A 19,933-nucleotide genomic window follows, 5' to 3' on the forward strand; every position below is an offset into this window, starting at 1 on the left:
TCAAAGCAACTCTCGACGCAGTTCCTCGCCTGACTTTGGCGACAGCCAAGCGAAGGGAATGTCAAATACCGTGCAAGCGCCAGTGAACTTATGCTGTGCCAAGCGGTAAGTCGCTCTGGCGTAAGCCACTAGTACACTGGACGTAAACTCGGGGTTGCTATCCAGTTTCAGCCCGAATTCAATAACATGGCCGACCGCGGGGCTGGTCTTACCGCTGCGTAAGACAACGCCGCCGTGAGGAATACCTGTATGGTTGGCTTGGAACTCCTCTTCCGACAGGAAGGTAACATGTGTTTCGTAGCCAGCAAAATAATGCGGCATAGTTTTGATTTTTGTTTCGATGGCGGCAAGATCAGCGCCGGGCTGAGCCACCACATAACAATCGCGAATATGAGATTCAGCCGAGCTGCTAGCCGGATTTTGACCAGAGCGTACAGCAGAGACGATTGCCTCTCTAGGAATGGTATATTGTTTCGCTTCTTTTACACCGGGAACATGTCTTAACGCGTCAGAATGACCCTGACTCACGCCCTTACCCCAGAAAGTGTAGTCTGTGCCTTGCGGCAGGACAGCGCCTGCCAGTAAGCGGTTGAGCGAGAAAAGCCCTGGGTCCCAGCCGACAGAAATTGTCGCAACCGTTCCCGCTTCTTTGGCCACCTGGTCCATGGTCGCGAAGTATCCGGGAATTTTGGCGTGAGTGTCAAAACTATCGACAGTGTTAAACAGTGCTGCTAATTGAGGACCTTGCTCGACGAGATCGGTGGCAGAACCGCCACAGAGCAGCATAACGTCAACCTTTTCTCGATAATTTGCGACATCGGCCAGGAATACGGCAGGCACGCCGCTGTTTGTTTCCGTTAGATGACGCCGGGAAAACACCGCTACTAGCTCCATATCAGGATTATGCTTTACTGCCAGTTCGGCGCCTTTGCCGAGATTACCATAGCCAACAATGCCAATGCGAATTTTTTGCATCATGATGAGCCTCCTATTGTAAGTGAATGATAGCAACTAGTCGTGAGCTAAGTACTATGCTATTATATGAGGAAATGCCTGCTCAATTCAATAGGCCGACAAGATAAATCGTAACAAGAATTATTGACTTCTCCGTCGCTTCATGAAATAATGTATACATAGTACCGAGAAAAAAACCATTTGTACGCGTAACCAAGCCCCCCTGTCGCACTTTGTCGTGCAGCGGGGGCGGTTTTGTAAGTAGTAGAAATTGTTTGAAACTGCTAAGGAGGACTAGGATGGCTACGGTTTTTTCAGAACTGGAAAAGTTACTCGTGTATCGGAATCTGTTGCAGGACGACTTGGTCAAAAAGCTCGCAGCCCTCGAGACGGGAGAAGAGTACCTGCTAAACTATGAACTCGCTGGAGAACTTATACAATTTGCCGAGGAAACAGGCTTGAGCGGCAATCTTCCGCTTAGCTACATACTCTATCAAATTGGCTGTGGCAAGAATGTCTTTAGCAGCACTGCTGAAAAAGACGGTAATCGAGTTGGCAAGGATTTGTTGAAAGCAGTTACTCATGATGTTGTTATTCTAAAAAAGCTGCTCAACACCGGCTTGAAGTTCGGTACGGCTGACAGCTTTATTGCTAATTATCAGCCTACTCACCCGCAAACGACCAGCAGTTTTACGGCATTGCAGGATTACTTTTATGATAAAACTGCAACCTACTCGCCTGAACAGATTGCAGTCTTTTTGAGCCAGCTCTATGCCCGCTACGGTTATGGCGAGATGGCAACCTGCACTGCTTTTAAGTGGGATTGGAATCAAGGGTTGGTAGGGGTAAAGCATGCTGACCCCGTGCAATTAGAGGATATTGTCGGCTATGAACGCCAAAAACAGACGCTGATTGAGAATACGGAAGCTTTTATTGCCGGCAGACCGGCGAATAATGTGTTGCTTGTCGGCGCTAGAGGAACTGGCAAATCCACCTCTGTTAAAGCGTTGGCAAACCGTTATTACGATCAAGGGCTTCGGCTGGTCGAAGCATCGAAAAGAGATCTGGAGTGCTTGCCAGCCATCATGAATGCCTTGCGGCCGTGGGGCAAGAAGTTCATCGTTTTTCTTGACGATTTGTCGTTTGAAGAATTTGAGGTAGGCTATAAGAATCTTAAATCGGTGATGGATGGCGGTCTGGAGGCCAAGCCTGAAAATGTGCTCATTTATGCAACTTCGAACCGCAGACATCTTGTCCGCGAGGTTTGGAACGACCGTGCAGGCGATGAATTGCACAACCAGGACACTATCAACGAAAAGATATCCTTGTCAGACCGGTTTGGCATCACGCTGACGTTTGCTTCGCCCAATCAGGAAGAATACTTGAATATCGTCGAGAAAATCGCCAAGAAAAATGATATCCCATTGAGCCTGGCGGAATTGCGTTCGCAAGCCTTGCGCTGGGAAATGGCGCATTCCGGACGTTCCGGTAGACTTGCCCGGCAATTTATTGCCAATCTCTCTGGAAAAACAGTTGAAAAAGGCCGAGAGTAACTAGAAGATCCTGCAACCGGTGAGGGCTTGCAGGATTTTCTTACTTCAATAGTAAATATAGTCTCAAGATAATTTGAAAAAGGACGTGAATTTTGGTGAAAATGCCAGTACTATTTGTCGGACACGGCTCGCCGATGAACATCATCTCTGACAACACGTATACACGTAGCCTAACCGCCTTGGGCGAGACTATGGTTAGGCCCAAGGCGGTTCTTGTTGTATCGGCTCATTGGCAAACCAGAAAGACCTTTGTCAGCTCTGCTAAGACGCCGCCGACTATCTATGACTTTTACGGCTTTCCACCAGAGTTGTATCGCGAGAAATATCCCTGTCCGGGCGCGCCGGAGCAGGCTGAGTCAGTTCAGAAAGTGGCGCCAGGAGAAATATACGCAGATCCAGGCCGAGGCATTGACCATGCAGGCTGGGCGGTATTAAAATTTATGTATCCTGACGCCGATATTCCGGTCATGCAAATGAGTCTGGATGTAATGAAGTCACCGCGTGAGCATTATGAGCTTGGCAAGAAATTGGCAGCGCTACGTCATGAGGGAATATTGATTATCGGCAGCGGCAACATGGTGCATAATCTATCCAGGGTAAACTTTGAACACTTATATGGTGAAACGTATCCATGGGCTGTCGAGTTTGATCGTGTCTTAACTGAACTGATAGAAGCTGGCGATCACGACAGCTTGATTGCATATGACAGATTGCCCAACACCAAGCTGGCAATCCCTACTAATGAGCACTATCTGCCGATGCTGTACACGTTGGCACTCAAAGAAAAGACTGACACACTTGAGTTTATCTGTACAGACATGCAGAATGGCTCCATTTCGATGCGCAGCTTCATGATTACTGAGGCGAAATAAGAGTGGAAATGTGTGTGTCTTTAACGACGTCTCCCCCTCTAGAGAGCTATTGTTAGGGGCTTGACAATCGTCTGATCGGTGGTATACTTATCACATTGGTCGTCAAAATTTAATACTTGTGTCCATGTGAAGTCTGCGGGAAAGTGGCCTCGGCCTACCAAACCGTAGATGGATGGAACTCTGGAGAGCCCCTAGAAAGTAACTGTACTTTGCTAGGGCGCCGAAGGGGCAAGTCAACGGCGTAAGCTGCTGATGAAACTCTCAGGCAAAAGGACAGAGCAATCGGTTGCTGTGCGGATTTTTCGCATTGCATCGCTTTTGTCATTCTTCAGAGTCAAATCGTGTGATTTGACTCTTTCTGTTTTTAAAGTCAAATCACACGATGCAGAGAGAGCGAACCACAGAGTGCGCAGAGGCCACAGAGGGTACGCAGAGAGTTTCGAAAAGTTGCAATTGTGAAAGGGGTTTTTCTGATGAAACAATCTAGACTAATGGCAGCGGTGGTATTATCTATTTTTCTATTCACGCTTATTTTGAGCGGCTGTGGCGGCGGTTCAGCCTCCAAGGATATTAAGATTGGTCTCTTAAATGAAATGACAGGCGGCAACGCGACCTTTGGCACTTCGTCAGCTAATGGCGCAAAAATGGCGATTAAAGAAGCCAATGCCAAGGGTGGCGTCCTCGGTAAACAGATTCAGGCTGTTATTGCTGACAATAAAAGTGAACCGTCTGAGTCGGTCAATGCCATGACCAAACTGGTGACTCAAGACAAAGTCGTGGCCGTAACCGGGATCTTCGCTAGCTCGAATGCGATTGCCGCATCGAGTGTGGCTGAAGCCAGCAAAATGCCATTTTTAGCGGTGGGTGCGACCAACCCGAAGGTTACGGTAGATGAAAAGAGCGGCAAAGTTAAAGACTACACCTTCCGCGTCTGTTTCATTGATCCGTTTCAAGGAACAGTGGGCGCAAACTTTGTTCTGAGTACGTTGAAACTCAAACAAGCTGCGGTTTTGATTGATAGCAGCAGCGATTATAGTAAAGGCCTGGCGGCATTCTTTAAAGAAGCATTCACTAAGGGTGGCGGCAGCATTTTGGCAGAAGAATCCTATCTGCAAAAAGACCAGGACTTCAAGACCATCCTAACCAAGGTTAAGGCACTTAATCCACAAGTCATCTATGTACCAGGCTATTATGAAGAAGTTGGTAAAATCGTTAAACAAGCTCGTGAACTGGGAATCACAGCCCCGATTATCGGTGGCGACGGCTGGGATTCGCCGAAACTGGTAGAGATCGGCACGGCACCTGCCTTGAACAATACCTATTTCACCAACCATTACTCAGTGGATGACACCAGCGCTGCTTCCAAGACCTTTGTCGAAGCCTATAAAAAGGAATATGGTCAAGCGCCAGATGCGCTGGCAGTGCTTGGTTATGATGCCGCTAATGTACTGATTGACGCGATTAAACGCGCCAACAGTACGGAAGCTGCTAAAATCCGTGAGGCATTAGCCGCGACGAAGGATATCGCGGCAGTCACAGGATCGACCACCTTAAACGCATCACATGACGCAGTTAAGAGCGCGGTAATCATCGAAATGAAGGACGGCAAACAAATGTATAAGGCGACAGTTAAACCGTAAAAAATAAACTCCTGCTATGGTGACTAAATCTTAGCAGGAGTTTATTTTTATCATTATTATGATTGCCAGGGATTTTTTTGCTACGTTAATGCTTGACAAAGTTCTTCCTGGTGCTATAATTGTAACATCGATTATTAAAAATTAAATACTTGTGTCCATGAGAAGTCTGCGGGAGAGTGGCCTCAACCCTACTGAACCGTAGATGGATGGAACTCTGGAGAGCCCCTAGAAAGTGACTGTACTTGCTAGGGCGCCGAAGGGGCAAGTCGGCGGCGAAGGCTGCTGATGAAACTCTCAGGCAAAAGGACAGAGCAATCGTTGCTATGCGGGATGTTCCGCATCGCTTCACAATTGTCACTCTCAAGAGTCAAATCGTGCGGTTTGGCTTTTTCTGTTTTTAAAGCCAAATCACACGGAAGGGCAGGCTCCTGTGCCTGCCTCTTGAGGGCCCGCAGAGGTTGCGGCAAATTTCCTAATAAAGAGAGGAGTTTTCTAATGAAAAAATCAGCATTTCTAACAGCAGCAGTCATATCAATCCTACTATTCACGGTTTTCTTGTCCGGTTGCGGCGATTCGGTTTCCAAAGAAATCAAAATCGGTGTGTTAAATGAAATGACTGGCGGAAGCGCAACCTATGGGGCATCATCAGCCAATGGCGCCAAGCTGGCGTTCAAAGAAGCCAACGCCAAAGGCGGCGTACTTGGCAAGCAGATTGTTGCCGTTATTGCTGATAATAAAAGCGAACCCTCCGAATCTGTCAACGCCATGACCAAGTTGGTCACTCAAGATAAGGTAGTGGCTGTAACCGGACTTTTCACCAGCTCAAACGCGATTGCGGCATCTAGTGTGGCTGAATCCAACAAAATACCGCTGCTATCGGTTGGCGCCACCAATCCTAAAGTTACAGTTGACGAAAAAACCGGCAAAGTCAAAGACTACACCTTCCGCGTTTGCTTCATTGACCCGTTCCAAGGAACTGTTGGCGCGAATTTTGTACTTAATACGCTAAAACAAAAGCAAGCAGCGATCCTGATTGATAGCAGTAGCGATTATAGTAAAGGTCTGTCCGCATTTTTCAAAGAAGCGTTCACTAAAGGCGGCGGCAGCATCGTTGCCGAAGAATCCTATTTACAAAAAGACCAAGACTTTAAAACCATCCTGACCAAAGTGAAAGCGCTGAATCCGCAAGTTCTCTATGTACCAGGCTATTATGAAGAAGTTGGTAAAATCGTTAAACAAGCCCGTGAACTGGGAATCACAGTCCCAATTGTCGGCGGAGACGGCTGGGATTCGCCGAAACTGGTGGAAATCGGTAGCCCGGCTGCACTGAATAACACCTACTTCACCAACCATTATTCAGTTGAGGATACCAGCCCGGCGTCGAAAACCTTTGTTGAAGCCTACAAGAAAGAATACGGTCAAACACCAGATGCGATCGCCGTGTTGGCCTATGACGCTGCTAATGTGATGCTAGACGCGATCAAACGCGCTAATAGTACCGAACCCGCCAAAATTCGCGCAGCACTGGCCGCAACCAAAGATTTTCCGGCAGTAACCGGTGCAACGACTTTGAACGCGACTCATGACGCAGTCAAGAGCGCAGTGATTATCGAAGTAAAAGACGGCAAGCAAATGTATAAGGCAACGGTTAAGCCGTAACACGACTGAAACACCACCTTTTGCGGTGGTGTTTCTTTTTTAAAAGCAGGTATTTAGCCGCTGAACTACGAACCTCATCAGGGAATAGGGAACGACAATGGGGTACAATGATGGCTACAAATATTTCCGGCGAACAACAGATGCTGCGCCGACGCTGGCTGGTGTGGGTTCCTGCTGCGCTTAGTTGCTGGGTTGTCTATTTCCATCGTGTCGGAACAGGGGTTGTCGCAGACAATTTAATGCGGGATTTTGCCATTGAGCGGGCATCTGATCTGGGAATATTAGCTTCTATTTATTTTTATACCTACGCTTTGGCGCAAGTCCCGGCTGGAATTCTTGCCGACTATTTTGGACCGCGGCTGACGATCAGCATCGCTATGCTCGTGTCTGCTGTCGGCGCTTTGCTTTTCGGTTGGACAGATACGCTCAGCGGTCTATATCTCGGTCGATTTCTGGCCAGTTTAGGAGTTAGCTTAATCTATGTCAATATTGTGAAGATACACGCCGAATGGTTTAGAGCCAGGGAATTCGGTACAATGTCCGGCTTGATCGTACTGGTCGGTAATGCCGGATCGTTGGCGGCTGCAACGCCGCTGGCCGTTGTTGTGGAAGCTCTTGGCTGGCGGTCATCTTTTTATATGATAGCGGTATTTTCACTTTTGATGGCGCTATTGTGTTGGCTTCTCATTCGCAACCGGCCGACTGACATTGGTTTACCAAGCATAGCGGCAATCGAGGGACGGGAAGGTTGTATGCATAGTCCGGCGGTTGCCAAACCCAGCATCGGCGGCAGCCTCAAGCAGGTGCTGGGCAATCGCCATACTTGGACGCCGTTTTTTGCCTCTTCGTTGATATATGGTGTATATATGACTGTCGTGGGCCTATGGGGAGTTTCCTACTTTATGCAGGTTTACGGCATGTCGAGGTTCGATGCGTCCAATCATTTGTTACTGATGGTAACCGGCAATATGCTGGGCGGGCCGCTATTCGGATTTTTTTCAGATCGGTTTGGATTCAGACGGTTGCCGTACGTTGGGGCAACGGCTTTCTTCTTGGCCATTTGGCTACTGCTGACTTTCTGGAATCAGGCCAAACCGCCTGAGTGGGTGTTATATCCGATTTGTTTAGCCATTGGTCTCGGGGTATCAGGGATTACCCTTACAGTCGCTTGCGTCAAAGAGGTTAATTCGTCACATATCACCGGCATGGCCGCAGGTGTTGCTAATTCAGGCGCGTTTGTTGGCGCCGCATTTTTACAACCCTTGTTTGGTTGGATACTTGATCAATATTGGCAGGGAGCAATCGAACACGGTGTAAAGATTTATCCAGCTATTGCCTATCATCAGGCGTTTTTACTGTGTGCTGCGGTACTGGCAGTTGGGCTTGTGTTCGTCTTGAATATCAAAGAAACGTACTGCCGCAATGTTGGCGATGAACTGCAAACCACGCTATCTATCGCCAAGGTCAGCCGGAATGGATGATAGTGAAGTACAAGATCCCGCAGAGTAAACGAAGATACATAAAGGTGTTTTTCTTTGACAGGGAAAGTTAGATAGCGACGAGAAAAATTGGCCGCGAAAACGCGAAAGGCGCTGCGCGAAGGAACGGGCTGGCTGAAACCGCCTTTTGATAGGCCGGTTAGCTTCGTCAATTTGTCTGACGCGAAAAACAGAAACACATCGTAGTACTTGTGTCCGCAGTAAAGGAGAATGCGATACAGGTTATGGGCTAACGAAGATGATTTACTATACAAGCTAAAGAAAATGCAGTACAATGAAACCAAATTGAATCAATCGCTAGGGGTGCCTAGTATTTTATCGCGCTTAAGTTTTAGGTGGGATAGGTACTAATGCTGAGAGGAGCTTGCTCCAACCCTTAAACCTGATGTGGTTAGTACCACCGTAGGAAAGCAGAATGAAAGGCTTGCCGTACGTTGGCAAGCCTTTTTTACTGCCAGCAAAGTAAAGTGCGACGGAAGAAAGCGGTTACGTTTGCTTAGAGTTCACAGAGGGTGCGTCGAGTGCACTGAGGGTTTTGGATCTATGAGTAAGAAACCGTAGCCCTCTGCGGGGCCCTCTGTGTGCTCTGCGTACTCTGTGGTTAACGTGCTCCGTCTTCCTAAGACCGCGCCAACAGTTAATTATTATAAAGGATGGTGTAAATAATGACCTATACTACACAAATGGACGCAGCCAGAAAAGGAATCATCACTGAGCAAATGCAAATTGTCGCCAGCAAAGAGAAAATGACTGTGGAAAACCTCCGTCAGTTAATTGCTGAAGGCAAAGTGGTTATTCCGGCGAACAAAAACCACACCCGTCTTAGTCCAGAAGGAGTCGGCCAAGGTCTGCGGACAAAAATCAACGTCAATCTGGGAGTCTCTAAGGACTGCAATGACATTAATTTAGAAGTGGAAAAGGCAAAATGGGCGATTGACTTAAAAGCTGAAGCGATCATGGATTTGAGCTGTTACGGCAAGACCCAGGAATTCCGCACGGCGCTGCTTGCTATGTCGCCTGTCATGATTGGCACTGTGCCGATGTATGACGCAGTAGGGATGCTGGATAAAGACTTAAAAGAAATCTCCGTCGATGAGTTTTTCTCGGTCGTGGAACGTCATGCTAGTGATGGTGTAGACTTCATCACTGTTCATTGTGGAATGAATCGGGCAACCGCGAAACGAGTGAAAGAAAACAAGCGTTTGACAAACATTGTATCGCGCGGCGGTTCATTACTTTTCGCCTGGATGGAGCTAAATGACCGGGAAAATCCGTTTTATGAGTATTATGACCGGTTGTTGGATATCTGCGAGAAGTATGATGTAACTATTAGTCTCGGTGACGCCTGTCGCCCGGGTTCGATAAACGATTCTACTGACCCGGCGCAGATTGAAGAACTGATCACTTTGGGGGAACTGACAAAACGAGCTTGGGCCAGAAACGTGCAGGTCATGATTGAAGGGCCGGGACACATGGCGCTGAATGAGATCGCCGCCAATATGCTGCTTGAGAAAAAACTGTGCCACGGTGCGCCTTTCTATGTACTAGGGCCGCTCGTCACTGATATCGCCCCCGGTTATGACCACATAACCAGCGCTATCGGCGGCGCTGTTGCCGCTGCAAATGGCGCTGACTTCCTTTGTTTCGTTACTCCGGCTGAACATCTTCGCTTGCCGAACCTTGATGATATGAAGGAAGGGATCATCGCTGCTCGCATAGCCGCGCACGCCGCTGACATCGCCAAAGGCATCCCGGGCGCACGTGATTGGGATAACCAAATGAGCGCAGCCCGAGCTGATGTAAACTTCCCGAGAATGCTTGAACTTGCTATAGATCCGGAAAAGGCAAGAAGATACCGCGCGGAATCGGCTCCTGAGTGTGAGGATACCTGCACAATGTGCGGCAAGATGTGTCCAATGAAAAACATGAAGAAGATTCTAAATGGTGAGGATTTAAGTATTCTATAAAATTGCAAAAAAGATGAAGGCCTCAACCCCGAATTGAGCAGGGCTGAGGTCTTCTTTAGGGTTGTTGTTGGTCTATGCAAGGCGTGATGAAAATTTCCCTAATGAAGAGAAAAGTATTCTTTGCGATTACGAAATGAACAGACAGCCTAATCGGTGTAGATATAATGTATACAGCTTGACATTTATTCATAGGCGTTGCTACAATTAAGTGTATTACACATTTGTGTTGAATTTTAGCAAAAAAGCAGACGAAAGGTTGAGAGATGATGAAGAATTACAAAACTATGCTTATTGCGTTGCTTTGTGTAGCTATTTTTGGCGTTATACTAACTGGGTGCTCTGGTGACAAAAAAGAAGCAGATAAAAAGGTGTTTCGAGTTGGTATGGAATGTGGTTATGCGCCTTTTAACTGGACCCAGACTACTGCTGATAATGGAGCAGTGAAAATTAAAGGCAGTCAAGAATACGCCTTGGGCTATGATGTAATGATTGCTAAAAAGATTGCCGAATCGATGGGCTATGAACTGGAAATCCACAAGATTGAATGGGATGGCTTGGCGCCAGCCGTAAATGCCGGCAAGATCGACGCCGCTATCGCTGGCATGAGTATCACCAGTAAGCGTAAAGAAACAGTTGATTTCTCTTCTGTTTATTACAATGCCGATATCGTTGCGCTGACGAAAAAAGACAGTCCTTTTGCCGCGGCTAAAGATCTGAATGGCCTAAAAGGCTCTGTTGCCACATCACAACTCAATACAGTTTGGTATGACTTGCTCAAACAAATTCCTGATGCGAAAATTCAACCAGCTATTGACAATGTTCCTGGTATGATTGTTGCGCTAACTTCCGGTAAGGTAGAAGTAGTGGCTACCGATAAGCCAACAGCCATGGCTGCAGTATATGCGAACCCCGGGTTAGTGATGCTGGATTTCAAAGATGGACAAGGCTTTAAGGCATCAAAAGAAGAAGTGGAAATGGGTATTGCGGTTGCTAAAGGGAAAAGCAATGATCTGCTAACGAAAATTAATAAAGCTCTTGCCGGACTGACAGAAGCGGATCGCAATAAACTGATGGAAGAAGCGATTAAAAGCCAGCCATTAGCAAAAAAATAATCAGTATTAGGGATGGCGCCAGCCATCCTTATTTATAACAAGGTGGAAAAGATATGACAAGTTCTATGCCGGCAACGTTCTTTGAGTGGGTGTATTTTCTTCTCCAACAATATGGTTTCTTATTTGTAAAAGGCGCTGTTGTCACGTTGTTCTTGGCCGTAGCAGGTACTTTTATTGGCTGCCTGATCGGCTTATTAGTCGGTATTGTTCAGACTATCCCGATTAATCCTAAAGACGGTATGCTCAAACGGGGCTTTTACCAGTGTGTAAGAACGATTTTAGCGGCATATGTGGAGATATTCCGCGGTACGCCGATGATTGTGCAAGCGATGGTTGTGTACTATGGTTCTATGCAACTTTACAATATTGACATGTCGCCATTGTTTGCAGGATTTTTGGTTGTGTCTGTCAATACCGGCGCCTATATGGCTGAAACCGTACGTGGTGGCATCATTTCTATTGATATCGGCCAGACAGAGGCTGCTAAAGCTATCGGTATGAATCATTTTCAGTTGATGTCCACTATCATTCTGCCGCAAGCATTACGGAATATCATGCCGCAAATCGGTAATAATTTGATTATCAATATTAAGGATACATCAGTCTTAAATGTAATCTCCGTAACCGAGCTATACTTCTTGTCGAAATCAGCCGCAGGTGCCTATTATCGCTATTTTGAAGTTTTCTTTATTACGTGTGTAATTTACTTTGTTATGACCTTTGCTGTATCCCGCTTTTTGTTATGGATAGAAAAGAGAATGGACGGCCCTGACAACTACTCTTTAGTTCCTTATGATCCGTTAGCCGATCCATGCGGACCGTTTACTCCCAAGAAAGGCGATAAGTAATCTGATGGAAAAAATAAATAATGCAGTAAAACAACAGCCAATACTAAAAATAAGAAATTTGGTTAAATGCTTTGGTAATCGTGAGATTCTCAAAAGTATCAGCTTTGATGTTTCTCATGGTGATGTTATTTGTATTATTGGGGCGTCCGGGTCTGGAAAATCCACCCTGCTCCGGTGTATTAACTTGCTTGAAACACCAACTTCAGGCGAGATTATTCACGATGAGCGAAATATCGTGGAAGAATATGACAGACTGACGTTATATCGAACAAAAGTGGGCATGGTGTTTCAACAGTTTAATCTGTTTAATAATTTGACTGTACTTGAAAACTGCATGGTAGGCTTAGTTAAGGTATTAAAGCAGGATAAGCAAACGGCTAAACAAACTGCTATTAAATTTTTGGAAAAGGTCGGTATGGCAGCATATATCAATGCTAAGCCGCATCAGTTGTCAGGCGGTCAAAAGCAAAGAGTCGCCATTGCCCGCGCCCTTGCTATCCAGCCACAAGTCCTGCTCATGGATGAACCGACGTCAGCGCTAGATACGCAAATGGTTGGTGAAGTATTAGCCGTTATGCGTGAGCTGGCTAAAGAAGGCTTAACCATGCTGATCGTCACTCATGAAATTGCCTTTGCCCGCGAAGTTGCCTCGAGAATCATTTATGTTGAAGATGGTGTTATTGTAGAAGATAGTACGCCTGATGTCATCTTCAATCATCCTAACGATCCGCGGACGAAAGCATTCCTGTCGCGTGTTAGTAACTAACGAAACAAGTTGCGTCTTACCGCAGAGAATACGGAGAACGTTAACCGCAGAGTACGCTGAGACCGCAGAGGGTCGCGGAGGGCTACGGTTATTATAGGAAAGAGAAGACTGCTTCGTTCCTCGCAGTGACATGATTTGTCATTACGAATGTAGCGAAGCAGTCTTCTTATTTCCGAGATTACTCGTACCCTCTGTGTGCCCTCAGTGTACTCTGCGTACTCTGCGTCGTTTCTCGTTTTTCTTAAAACTATCTAAATGACTTCGCTAATATGCACAGCCTTAAACTTGCCGCCGCTTTTTTCGGCGGCTTTTTTGAGTTGTGCCAGGCAGTTGTAGCATTCGGTTGCGACTACAGCAGCACCGCTCTTTTCAATATTGGCCCGCTTTTTCTCCAATAGCGCTTCAGACGCTTCCGGATAGTCGGTCGGGAAGAAGCAAGGGCCGCCGCAGCAAGCATCAGCACTTGGCAGTTCAACATAATTACCGGTGGCTTTTAGTAGGTCGCGCGGCGCCTTTTTTACCCCTTGCAGTCTGCCTAAGTGACAAGGGTCATGGTAGGTGATTTTTTCAGTTTGCGCTTGCGGCACATAGCCCGTTTTCGCCAAATACTCGGATAGTGAAACAACCTTCTTGCTGAAGGCTTGAGCCCGTTCGTTCCATTCGGGGTCATCAGACAAGTAGGAAGCCGCTTTTTTCAATGTGTCGCTGCAACAGGCACAGTCAGAAACGATCGTCTCAGCAGACTCATAGAGCTGGATATTTTGTTTGAGGGCTTCGACGAATTCGTCGACATGGCCGCGAGTGAGAGCCGGTAAGCCGCAGCATTCATTGTTTACTAATTCTACATCAGCAACAGAATGAAGCGTTTTAAGCGTAGCGACAGTCGTGTCGATTGATCCCAACCGAGCCTGGCAACCAAAGAAATAGGCGACTTTGCGGTCGCTAGCCACAGAAGGTTGTTCCAGGGCGGCGTTGCGTTCGCATAAGTTCGCAAAAGCCTGTTCGAACTGTTTAGCTTCAGGCTCAGTAAAGCCAAATGGTTTTTCCGATAGATGGGCAAGATGTTGTCTGACCTTGAGCATAACCTCAGGTACTTTAACTTTGCTGGCGCAGACATCAATACAGGCGCCGCACAGCAGGCAGTAATCGACTGATTCCAAAATCTCAGACTCGGGAGCGATGCCGCCTTTAGTCAGGGCTCGGGCAGCATTCACCATGCCGCGGGCGCCGCAAGCTTCTTTACTATTTACACTATATACAGGACAAACGAGCAAACAGGAACCGCAACGATCACATTTACTGGCAATTTCATGGATGTCTTGTAAGCGCTGTTTAGTGGTATCAGTCATGAACGGTTTCCTCCTCTAACCACATTTTGCCTGGATTTAATATGCCTTTTGGATCAAGAGCTTTTTTAATGGATTTTAGCACAACAACGCCAGCTTCGCCCAAGGCATCTTTAAGATAATGCTGTTTGGTTATGCCGATACCATGTTCGCCGGATAAAGTCCCACCGAGTTCGAGCGTGGCGGCAAACATCTCTTCAACCGCTTTGTGTACTCGCGGCGCTTGCTCCGGATCTGACATATCGCAGAGAATCGAAGGGTGAAGGTTTCCGTCGCCGGCATGTCCATATACGGCAAAGTCAAGATTATATTTATCAACAATTTTGCGGATGCGGCGAACGATCTCGGGAAATTCATTACGTGGAACAGAAATATCCTCACTGACCCGGTCAGGTGCCAGTGCGCCGACGGCAGGACTCAGTGCGCGGCGGATAGCCCAGAGGTCGTCCGCTTCCTGAGCAGTTTTGGCAACACGTAATTCGACCACTCCGTTAGCCTGGGCGATGGTCTCGATTTGTTCGCCTTGTTTTTTGATTTCATATTCTTCTGCACCGTCTACCTCGGTGATAATGCAGGCTTGGGCTGTGTCCGGGAATTCGAATTTACGGTTCTTGGCAATCGCATTAAGGCAGGTTCTGTCCATTAATTCGGCTGATGCGGGGACAATGCCGGATTGCAGCATCTGGTGAATTGTGCCACAAGCGCCGTCAAGGGTAGAGAACATTAATAGCAGTGTATTGCGATACTTAGGCATGGGGATCAGACGCAGAATCGCTTTGGTCACAATTCCCAACGTGCCTTCAGAGCCAACCATCAGTTGAGTCAGGTTATAACCGGTTACATTCTTTATAGATTTACCGCCGGTGTTGATTACTGTACCGTCGGCAAGTACAACTTCCAAGCCCATGACAAAGTTGTGGGTGACGCCATATTTAACAGCGCGCATGCCGCCAGCGTTTTCGGCAATATTGCCGCCAATCGTCGAGTATTTGAAGCTAGCCGGATCTGGTGGGTAAAACAGGCCTTTTTGTGCGCAAACGTTATAGATGTCACCGGTGCGGACGCCTGCCTCAACCGTAATCATCATGTTTTTCTCATCGAGCTCAATGATGGTCTTCATTCGATCCAAGCATAGGGAAATGCCATCTTGTAGGGGAATCGAGCCGCCGGTGCGGCCGCTACCAGCTCCTCGGGCTGTGACCGGAATACCATGTTCATTGGCAATTTTCATAACGGCGGCTACTTCTTCCGTTGTACGTGGCCTTACGACCAGGTCAGGCAGACTTGGTGGAAACAGGGGTACAAACGATGCGTCGTATGAATAACCAAAGCGATCCAGGTCTGAATCTAACGCATGTGCTTGTCCAACGACATCACGGATTTTTTGGATAACTTCTTTTGCTATCATTGACTGGCCTCCATATTCTGAAATTTGCATTACTTACTTATGATAATATAAAAAGTAGGAATAAGGAATAGGCCAATCTGTAAGATAAACTCGTTTGCAGTCGATATTTGTCGTAATATAGCTGTGACTACAGGACTTTCCTGGCCGGACAGCGAAGCGTTTTTTATTGTAAACCTAACTCTTTGGAAGGTAGGTACTGGTGGCTGCTAATCATTAGCGGCGGCATATGGTCTGCGTGCAAGGCCGTGTCGCCACTTCGCGTTAAGCTATTGCCAAAACAGAATGAAGTTCTTGGAAAAAATCTTTTAAGATACTTGACAAATTATGGAGATGAGGATAAAATATAAATAGTAGTAAGAGATAACTATTATTGATATTGATAGTTTTTCGGATAATAATAGCCCTGTAGTGATAGGCTAAGGGCAGGGAATGTGACAATATTCAAGGAGGATTTAAGTATGGAAAAGCAATTTATGACAGCTGTAAAAGACAGAAGAAGCTACTATGGAATCAGTAAAGACTTTGTGGTATCAGATGAACGCATTCAAGAAATTGTTCGAGATGCGGTCAAACATACTCCCTCTCCGTTTAATTCCCAAAGCGCTAGAGTGCTTGTTCTATTAGGCGCTCAGCATGATGCTTTTTGGGAACTTACGAAAAATGAACTGAGAAAGGTCGTCCCAGCGGAGAATTTCGCGCCAACTGACGAGAAAATTAACTCCTTTGCCAGTGGCTATGGTACAATCTTGTTCTTCGAGGATATGTCTGTTGTTGAAGGACTGCAAAATCAGTTCCCGCTCTATAAAGATAATTTTCCGCTCTGGTCGCATCATTCTTCAGGTATGCATCAGTTCGTGATCTGGACGGCGCTGGAAATGGAAGGGTTTGGAGCCTCGCTGCAGCACTACGCTCCCCTTGTCGATGAGGCAGTAAGAGCCAAGTGGAATGTGCCGACAAACTGGAAACTGATCGCGCAAATGCCGTTTGGCAAACCAACTGCCGAGCCTGGAGCTAAGGAGTTTCAACCGTTAGAAGAACGGATCAAAGTGTATAAGTGAGCAACAAGAGACACCCCTTTTAAGGCGGTGTCTTTTAATTGTCGATTATAGTCTTGCCTGGTTTTTCTGTAGAAAAATTTGGCAGGATTTTTTTTTATTGGCCCGAAATTACAGTATAGAGTAGACAAAGGATGAATACTGATTAGAAGAGGGGATGAAAAGAATGTTGTATTCGGACATGAAGACAAAGTTGATTGACAGGTTTTTCCGATATACGGCAGTAGAAAGCCAAAGCAAGGCGGGAGTGGCCACGATTCCTAGCACACCCGGACAAATGGAGCTAGCAAAAATTCTTAAAGAGGAACTGCTCCAATTGGGCCTGGTTGATGTCAAACTAACAGAACAAGCAATTGTTACAGGTAAACTGACTGCTAATTTGCCGACCAATTTTTCTGGACATGTGCCACCGATTGGTTTTCTGGCCCATCTTGATACTGTAGATATCAGCATAAGTCCAGTCGTTAAGCCCCGGGTGGTAAAAAGCTACGACGGGGAAGATATCTTGCTTAATAAGGAGCAAGACATTTGGATGCGGGTGTCTGAACATCCTGAACTATTAAAATACATAGGGCAAGACATTATTGTCACAGATGGCACGAGCGTCCTAGGCGCGGACAATAAAGCCGCGATTGCCTCTATCATGGTGGCGCTTGAAACGTTTACAACTAACGCTACCCTCTATCATGGGGATATCTATGTAGCCTTTGTTCCCGACGAAGAAGTTGGACTGTTCGGCGCTAAGGCGATGAACCTCGCTGACTTCCCTGTCGCCTTCGCTTACACGATCGATTCATGCGAGATTGGTGAAGTCGTATACGAAACCTTTAACGCAGGCAGTGTGGCTATACAAATCAAAGGTGTCACCGCTCACCCCATGTCGGCGAAGGGTGTCCTGGTCAATCCGATCCTGATTGCCAATGACATCATTAATCATTTTGATCGCAAAGATACCCCTGAACACACGGATGGTAAAGAAGGATATTTCTGGGTGCAGAGAATAACAGGCTCTCAAAGCTCGGCTGAAGTGGGCATCAATATCCGGGATTTTGACAAAAAGATGTATGAAGCTAGGAAAGCGTACATCGCTGATCTGATGAAGCTTATGGGCGCCCGCTATCCTAAAGCACAGATTTCTTACGAGATCATCGATAGATATGGCAATATTGCCGATTCGCTGACAGAAGACAGTAAACCTTGCATTGAATACATCTATAAGGCGATGGAAAACCTGCAAGTTACGCCCAAAACAATTCCGATGCGCGGCGGCACTGATGGCTCAGCCTTATCAGCAAGAGGAATACCCACGCCAAATTTTTTTACAGGCGCTCACAACTTCCATTCTAACTGTGAATTTTTACCCACCGGTTCGTTTGAGAAGTCGTGTTTAATGGTGCTGGAGATTGCAAAACTGGTCATGAAAAATGTTTTATAAGAATTGCTTCTCTTGAATGTATTGAACGAAAAAACTTGCACCTACACTCTTATAGCCTGTTTTTCGGCAAAGTATTAAGAATACCAGGGAATGCAGGGCTTGACAGCCTTGGATGGAATATCCTATTGTTGTAATATAAATATTCTGAATTGAAAGGTGTGTCAAAATGTTCAATAAACATAAAGGTGTGGCCGTTCTAGCAGTCATTCTCAGTCTTGTTGTTTCCGTTTCGCTTTTCGCTGGCTGCGGCGGAGGAGAAAAGCCTGCCGCTAAGGCAAAAGACACCGTAATTGTAGGAACAGGTTATGATGCTAAGACACTTGATCCAATCGGCACGAATGATGTCGCCTCGTCTAACGTTATGTTGCAGATTTATCAAAATCTAGTACAAGTAAACGAAAAGGGAGAAATTGTTCCACAGTTGGCAGAATCATATAAAAAGATTGACGATGTCACCTATGAATTTAAGATCAGAAAAGGCGTGAAATTCCACAACGGCGAGGAATTAAAAGCCAGTGACGTTAAGTTTACGCTGGAAAGAGCAGCGTCTCCGCTTGGTGCTGCTGTAGGTCACCTATTTGAAGCACTCGATGTCACTAGCCTCAAAGTTGTTGATGACTATACCATCCAGATGAAACTCAAATATGTATTCCCGCCGTTTGTTGCTACTTCACTAACTCATACAGGCGGCAGCATTGTCAATGAAAAAGCGGTTAAGGCTGCTGGTAAAGACTATGGCCAAAGCCCAGTCGGTACCGGTCCGTTCAAATTTGTAAAATGGACCAAAGGTGACCGCATTGAACTCACCCGTTATGATGAATTCTCTGGCCAAAAAGCCGCCTACAAGAACCTAGTCATTCGCCCAATTCCAGAAGTCACTAACCGGGCCATCGAGCTTGAAAGCGGTGGCATCGATGTCTGCTATGAAGTCTCAACAAATGACCTGAAACGCCTTCAGGAAAACAAAGACGTTAAAGTCTTGCGGGTTCTGGATAATGGCACTTCCTTCATGGGTATGAACACGCAGAAGAAACCGTTTGATGATGTTCGGGTCCGCCAAGCAATTAGCTATGCCATTGATACTCCAACTGTTGTCGACTCCGTTTGGAGAGGCATTGGCAAGGCAGCGGCTGGCCCCGTACCGCCCAATATCAAGTACCATAATTCCGCATTGAAGCCACACGAGTACAATGTAGAAAAAGCAAAGCAATTACTGAAAGAAGCAGGCCTGCCAGATGGATTTAAAACATCGATTTGGACAAATGATCGCAGAGAGCGTATCGACATGGCGACCATTATGCAAAACCAACTAAAACAAGTCGGCATTACCGCTGAGATTAAAGTTGTTGAGTGGGGCGCGTATCTAGAAGGTACTGCCAGAGGTGAGCAAGATATGTTCATCATCGGCTGGACTGCTTCAGGTAATGACCCCGATATCTCCTTGTTTGCACAATTCCATTCCTCCAAACATGGTGCAGGTGGCAACCGTGCTTTCTACACGAACAACAAAGTGGATGAACTACTGATGAAAGGCCGTCAGATGGAAGATTCAGATGCTCGCAAAAAAATCTATTTTGACTTGCAAGATACTATTAAGGCGGATGCTCCCTGGGTATTCCTGAACAATCAAGAGCAAGTTGTCGCCGTTCGCAAGAACATAGGCGGCTTCCAACCTAGTCCTCTTGGTTACCACGCGCTTTATAACATTAAGTTCGAAGGGCAATAAGCTGTAACAAAAAAAGAAGCATAATCTCTTACACGGCTGTTTTATCCCTAATGCTAGGCGGCCCTGCGGACCTTTCAAAGAGGACCGCAGGGC

The 19,933-nt window shown here is 46.5% G+C and carries 15 protein-coding genes and 3 riboswitches; of the genes, 12 read left to right on the plus strand and 3 right to left on the minus strand.

The annotated features are described in order from the left end of the window. Positions 1 to 975 (minus strand): diaminopimelate dehydrogenase, encoded by a 975-nt coding sequence (locus AXX12_RS00365; protein WP_082816644.1) that lies wholly within the window; start codon positions 973 to 975, stop codon positions 1 to 3. A 278-nt stretch (positions 976 to 1,253) separates the two neighbouring features. Between AXX12_RS00365 and AXX12_RS00370 the strand changes: the two genes are divergently transcribed. The 9 genes from AXX12_RS00370 (at position 1,254) to AXX12_RS00410 (ending at position 12,870) form a co-directional block, all read left to right on the plus strand. Further along, positions 1,254 to 2,507 (plus strand): ATP-binding protein, encoded by a 1,254-nt coding sequence (locus AXX12_RS00370; RefSeq protein WP_066236647.1) that lies wholly within the window; start codon positions 1,254 to 1,256, stop codon positions 2,505 to 2,507. 101 nt (positions 2,508 to 2,608) lie between these two features. Beyond that, the gene (gene ygiD / locus AXX12_RS00375; protein ID WP_231881743.1) at positions 2,609 to 3,379 is read left to right on the plus strand and encodes a 4,5-DOPA-extradiol-dioxygenase; all 771 of its coding nucleotides are present in this window, start codon (positions 2,609 to 2,611) and stop codon (positions 3,377 to 3,379) included. A gap of 170 nt (positions 3,380 to 3,549) precedes the next feature. Next, positions 3,550 to 3,666: riboswitch (glycine riboswitch) on the plus strand. Positions 3,667 to 3,852: 186 nt separating this feature from the next. Continuing rightward, positions 3,853 to 5,019: an ABC transporter substrate-binding protein gene (locus AXX12_RS00380; RefSeq protein WP_066236650.1), complete on the plus strand. Its 1,167-nt coding sequence runs from the start codon at positions 3,853 to 3,855 to the stop codon at positions 5,017 to 5,019. Between the two features lie 204 nt (positions 5,020 to 5,223). Beyond that, positions 5,224 to 5,339, plus strand: a riboswitch (glycine riboswitch). A gap of 175 nt (positions 5,340 to 5,514) precedes the next feature. Next, positions 5,515 to 6,678 carry an ABC transporter substrate-binding protein gene (locus tag AXX12_RS00385; RefSeq protein WP_066236652.1) on the plus strand — a complete coding sequence of 388 codons (1,164 nt, stop codon included), beginning with the start codon at positions 5,515 to 5,517 and terminating at the stop codon, positions 6,676 to 6,678. Positions 6,679 to 6,785: 107 nt separating this feature from the next. Next, positions 6,786 to 8,159: an MFS transporter gene (locus AXX12_RS00390; RefSeq protein WP_066236653.1), complete on the plus strand. Its 1,374-nt coding sequence runs from the start codon at positions 6,786 to 6,788 to the stop codon at positions 8,157 to 8,159. A gap of 307 nt (positions 8,160 to 8,466) precedes the next feature. Next, a riboswitch (TPP riboswitch) is annotated at positions 8,467 to 8,603 on the plus strand. A gap of 239 nt (positions 8,604 to 8,842) precedes the next feature. Next, positions 8,843 to 10,144, plus strand: a complete 1,302-nt coding sequence (gene thiC, locus AXX12_RS00395; protein ID WP_066236654.1) for a phosphomethylpyrimidine synthase ThiC — start codon at positions 8,843 to 8,845, stop codon at positions 10,142 to 10,144. Positions 10,145 to 10,410: 266 nt separating this feature from the next. Next, positions 10,411 to 11,256, plus strand: a complete 846-nt coding sequence (locus AXX12_RS00400; RefSeq protein WP_066236656.1) for a transporter substrate-binding domain-containing protein — start codon at positions 10,411 to 10,413, stop codon at positions 11,254 to 11,256. Positions 11,257 to 11,309: 53 nt separating this feature from the next. Beyond that, on the plus strand, positions 11,310 to 12,104 hold the full coding sequence (locus AXX12_RS00405) for an amino acid ABC transporter permease (protein WP_066236658.1): 795 nt from the start codon (positions 11,310 to 11,312) through the stop codon (positions 12,102 to 12,104). Between the two features lie 4 nt (positions 12,105 to 12,108). Beyond that, the gene (locus AXX12_RS00410; protein WP_066236661.1) at positions 12,109 to 12,870 is read left to right on the plus strand and encodes an amino acid ABC transporter ATP-binding protein; all 762 of its coding nucleotides are present in this window, start codon (positions 12,109 to 12,111) and stop codon (positions 12,868 to 12,870) included. A gap of 251 nt (positions 12,871 to 13,121) precedes the next feature. On the opposite strand, the gene AXX12_RS00415 is transcribed toward AXX12_RS00410, so the two are convergent. After that, the gene (locus tag AXX12_RS00415; RefSeq protein WP_066236663.1) at positions 13,122 to 14,219 is read right to left on the minus strand and encodes a (Fe-S)-binding protein; all 1,098 of its coding nucleotides are present in this window, start codon (positions 14,217 to 14,219) and stop codon (positions 13,122 to 13,124) included. Further along, on the minus strand, positions 14,212 to 15,624 hold the full coding sequence (locus AXX12_RS00420) for an FAD-binding oxidoreductase (protein ID WP_066236665.1): 1,413 nt from the start codon (positions 15,622 to 15,624) through the stop codon (positions 14,212 to 14,214). Before AXX12_RS00420 ends, AXX12_RS00415 begins: the two co-directional genes overlap by 8 nt. A gap of 458 nt (positions 15,625 to 16,082) precedes the next feature. Here AXX12_RS00420 and AXX12_RS00425 point away from each other — a divergent pair, with 458 nt between their 5' ends. From AXX12_RS00425 to AXX12_RS00435, 3 genes are all read left to right on the plus strand, one after another. Further along, positions 16,083 to 16,682, plus strand: a complete 600-nt coding sequence (locus AXX12_RS00425; protein ID WP_066236667.1) for a nitroreductase family protein — start codon at positions 16,083 to 16,085, stop codon at positions 16,680 to 16,682. Between the two features lie 163 nt (positions 16,683 to 16,845). Next, positions 16,846 to 18,114: a peptidase T gene (pepT, locus tag AXX12_RS00430; protein ID WP_066236669.1), complete on the plus strand. Its 1,269-nt coding sequence runs from the start codon at positions 16,846 to 16,848 to the stop codon at positions 18,112 to 18,114. A gap of 166 nt (positions 18,115 to 18,280) precedes the next feature. Continuing rightward, entirely contained in the window at positions 18,281 to 19,840 is a 1,560-nt protein-coding gene (locus tag AXX12_RS00435; protein ID WP_066236671.1) for an ABC transporter substrate-binding protein, read from the plus strand. Positions 19,841 to 19,933 lie beyond the last annotated feature (93 nt).

It is taken from the genome of Anaerosporomusa subterranea (genome assembly GCF_001611555.1).
GTDB lineage: Bacteria > Bacillota > Negativicutes > Sporomusales > Acetonemataceae > Anaerosporomusa > Anaerosporomusa subterranea.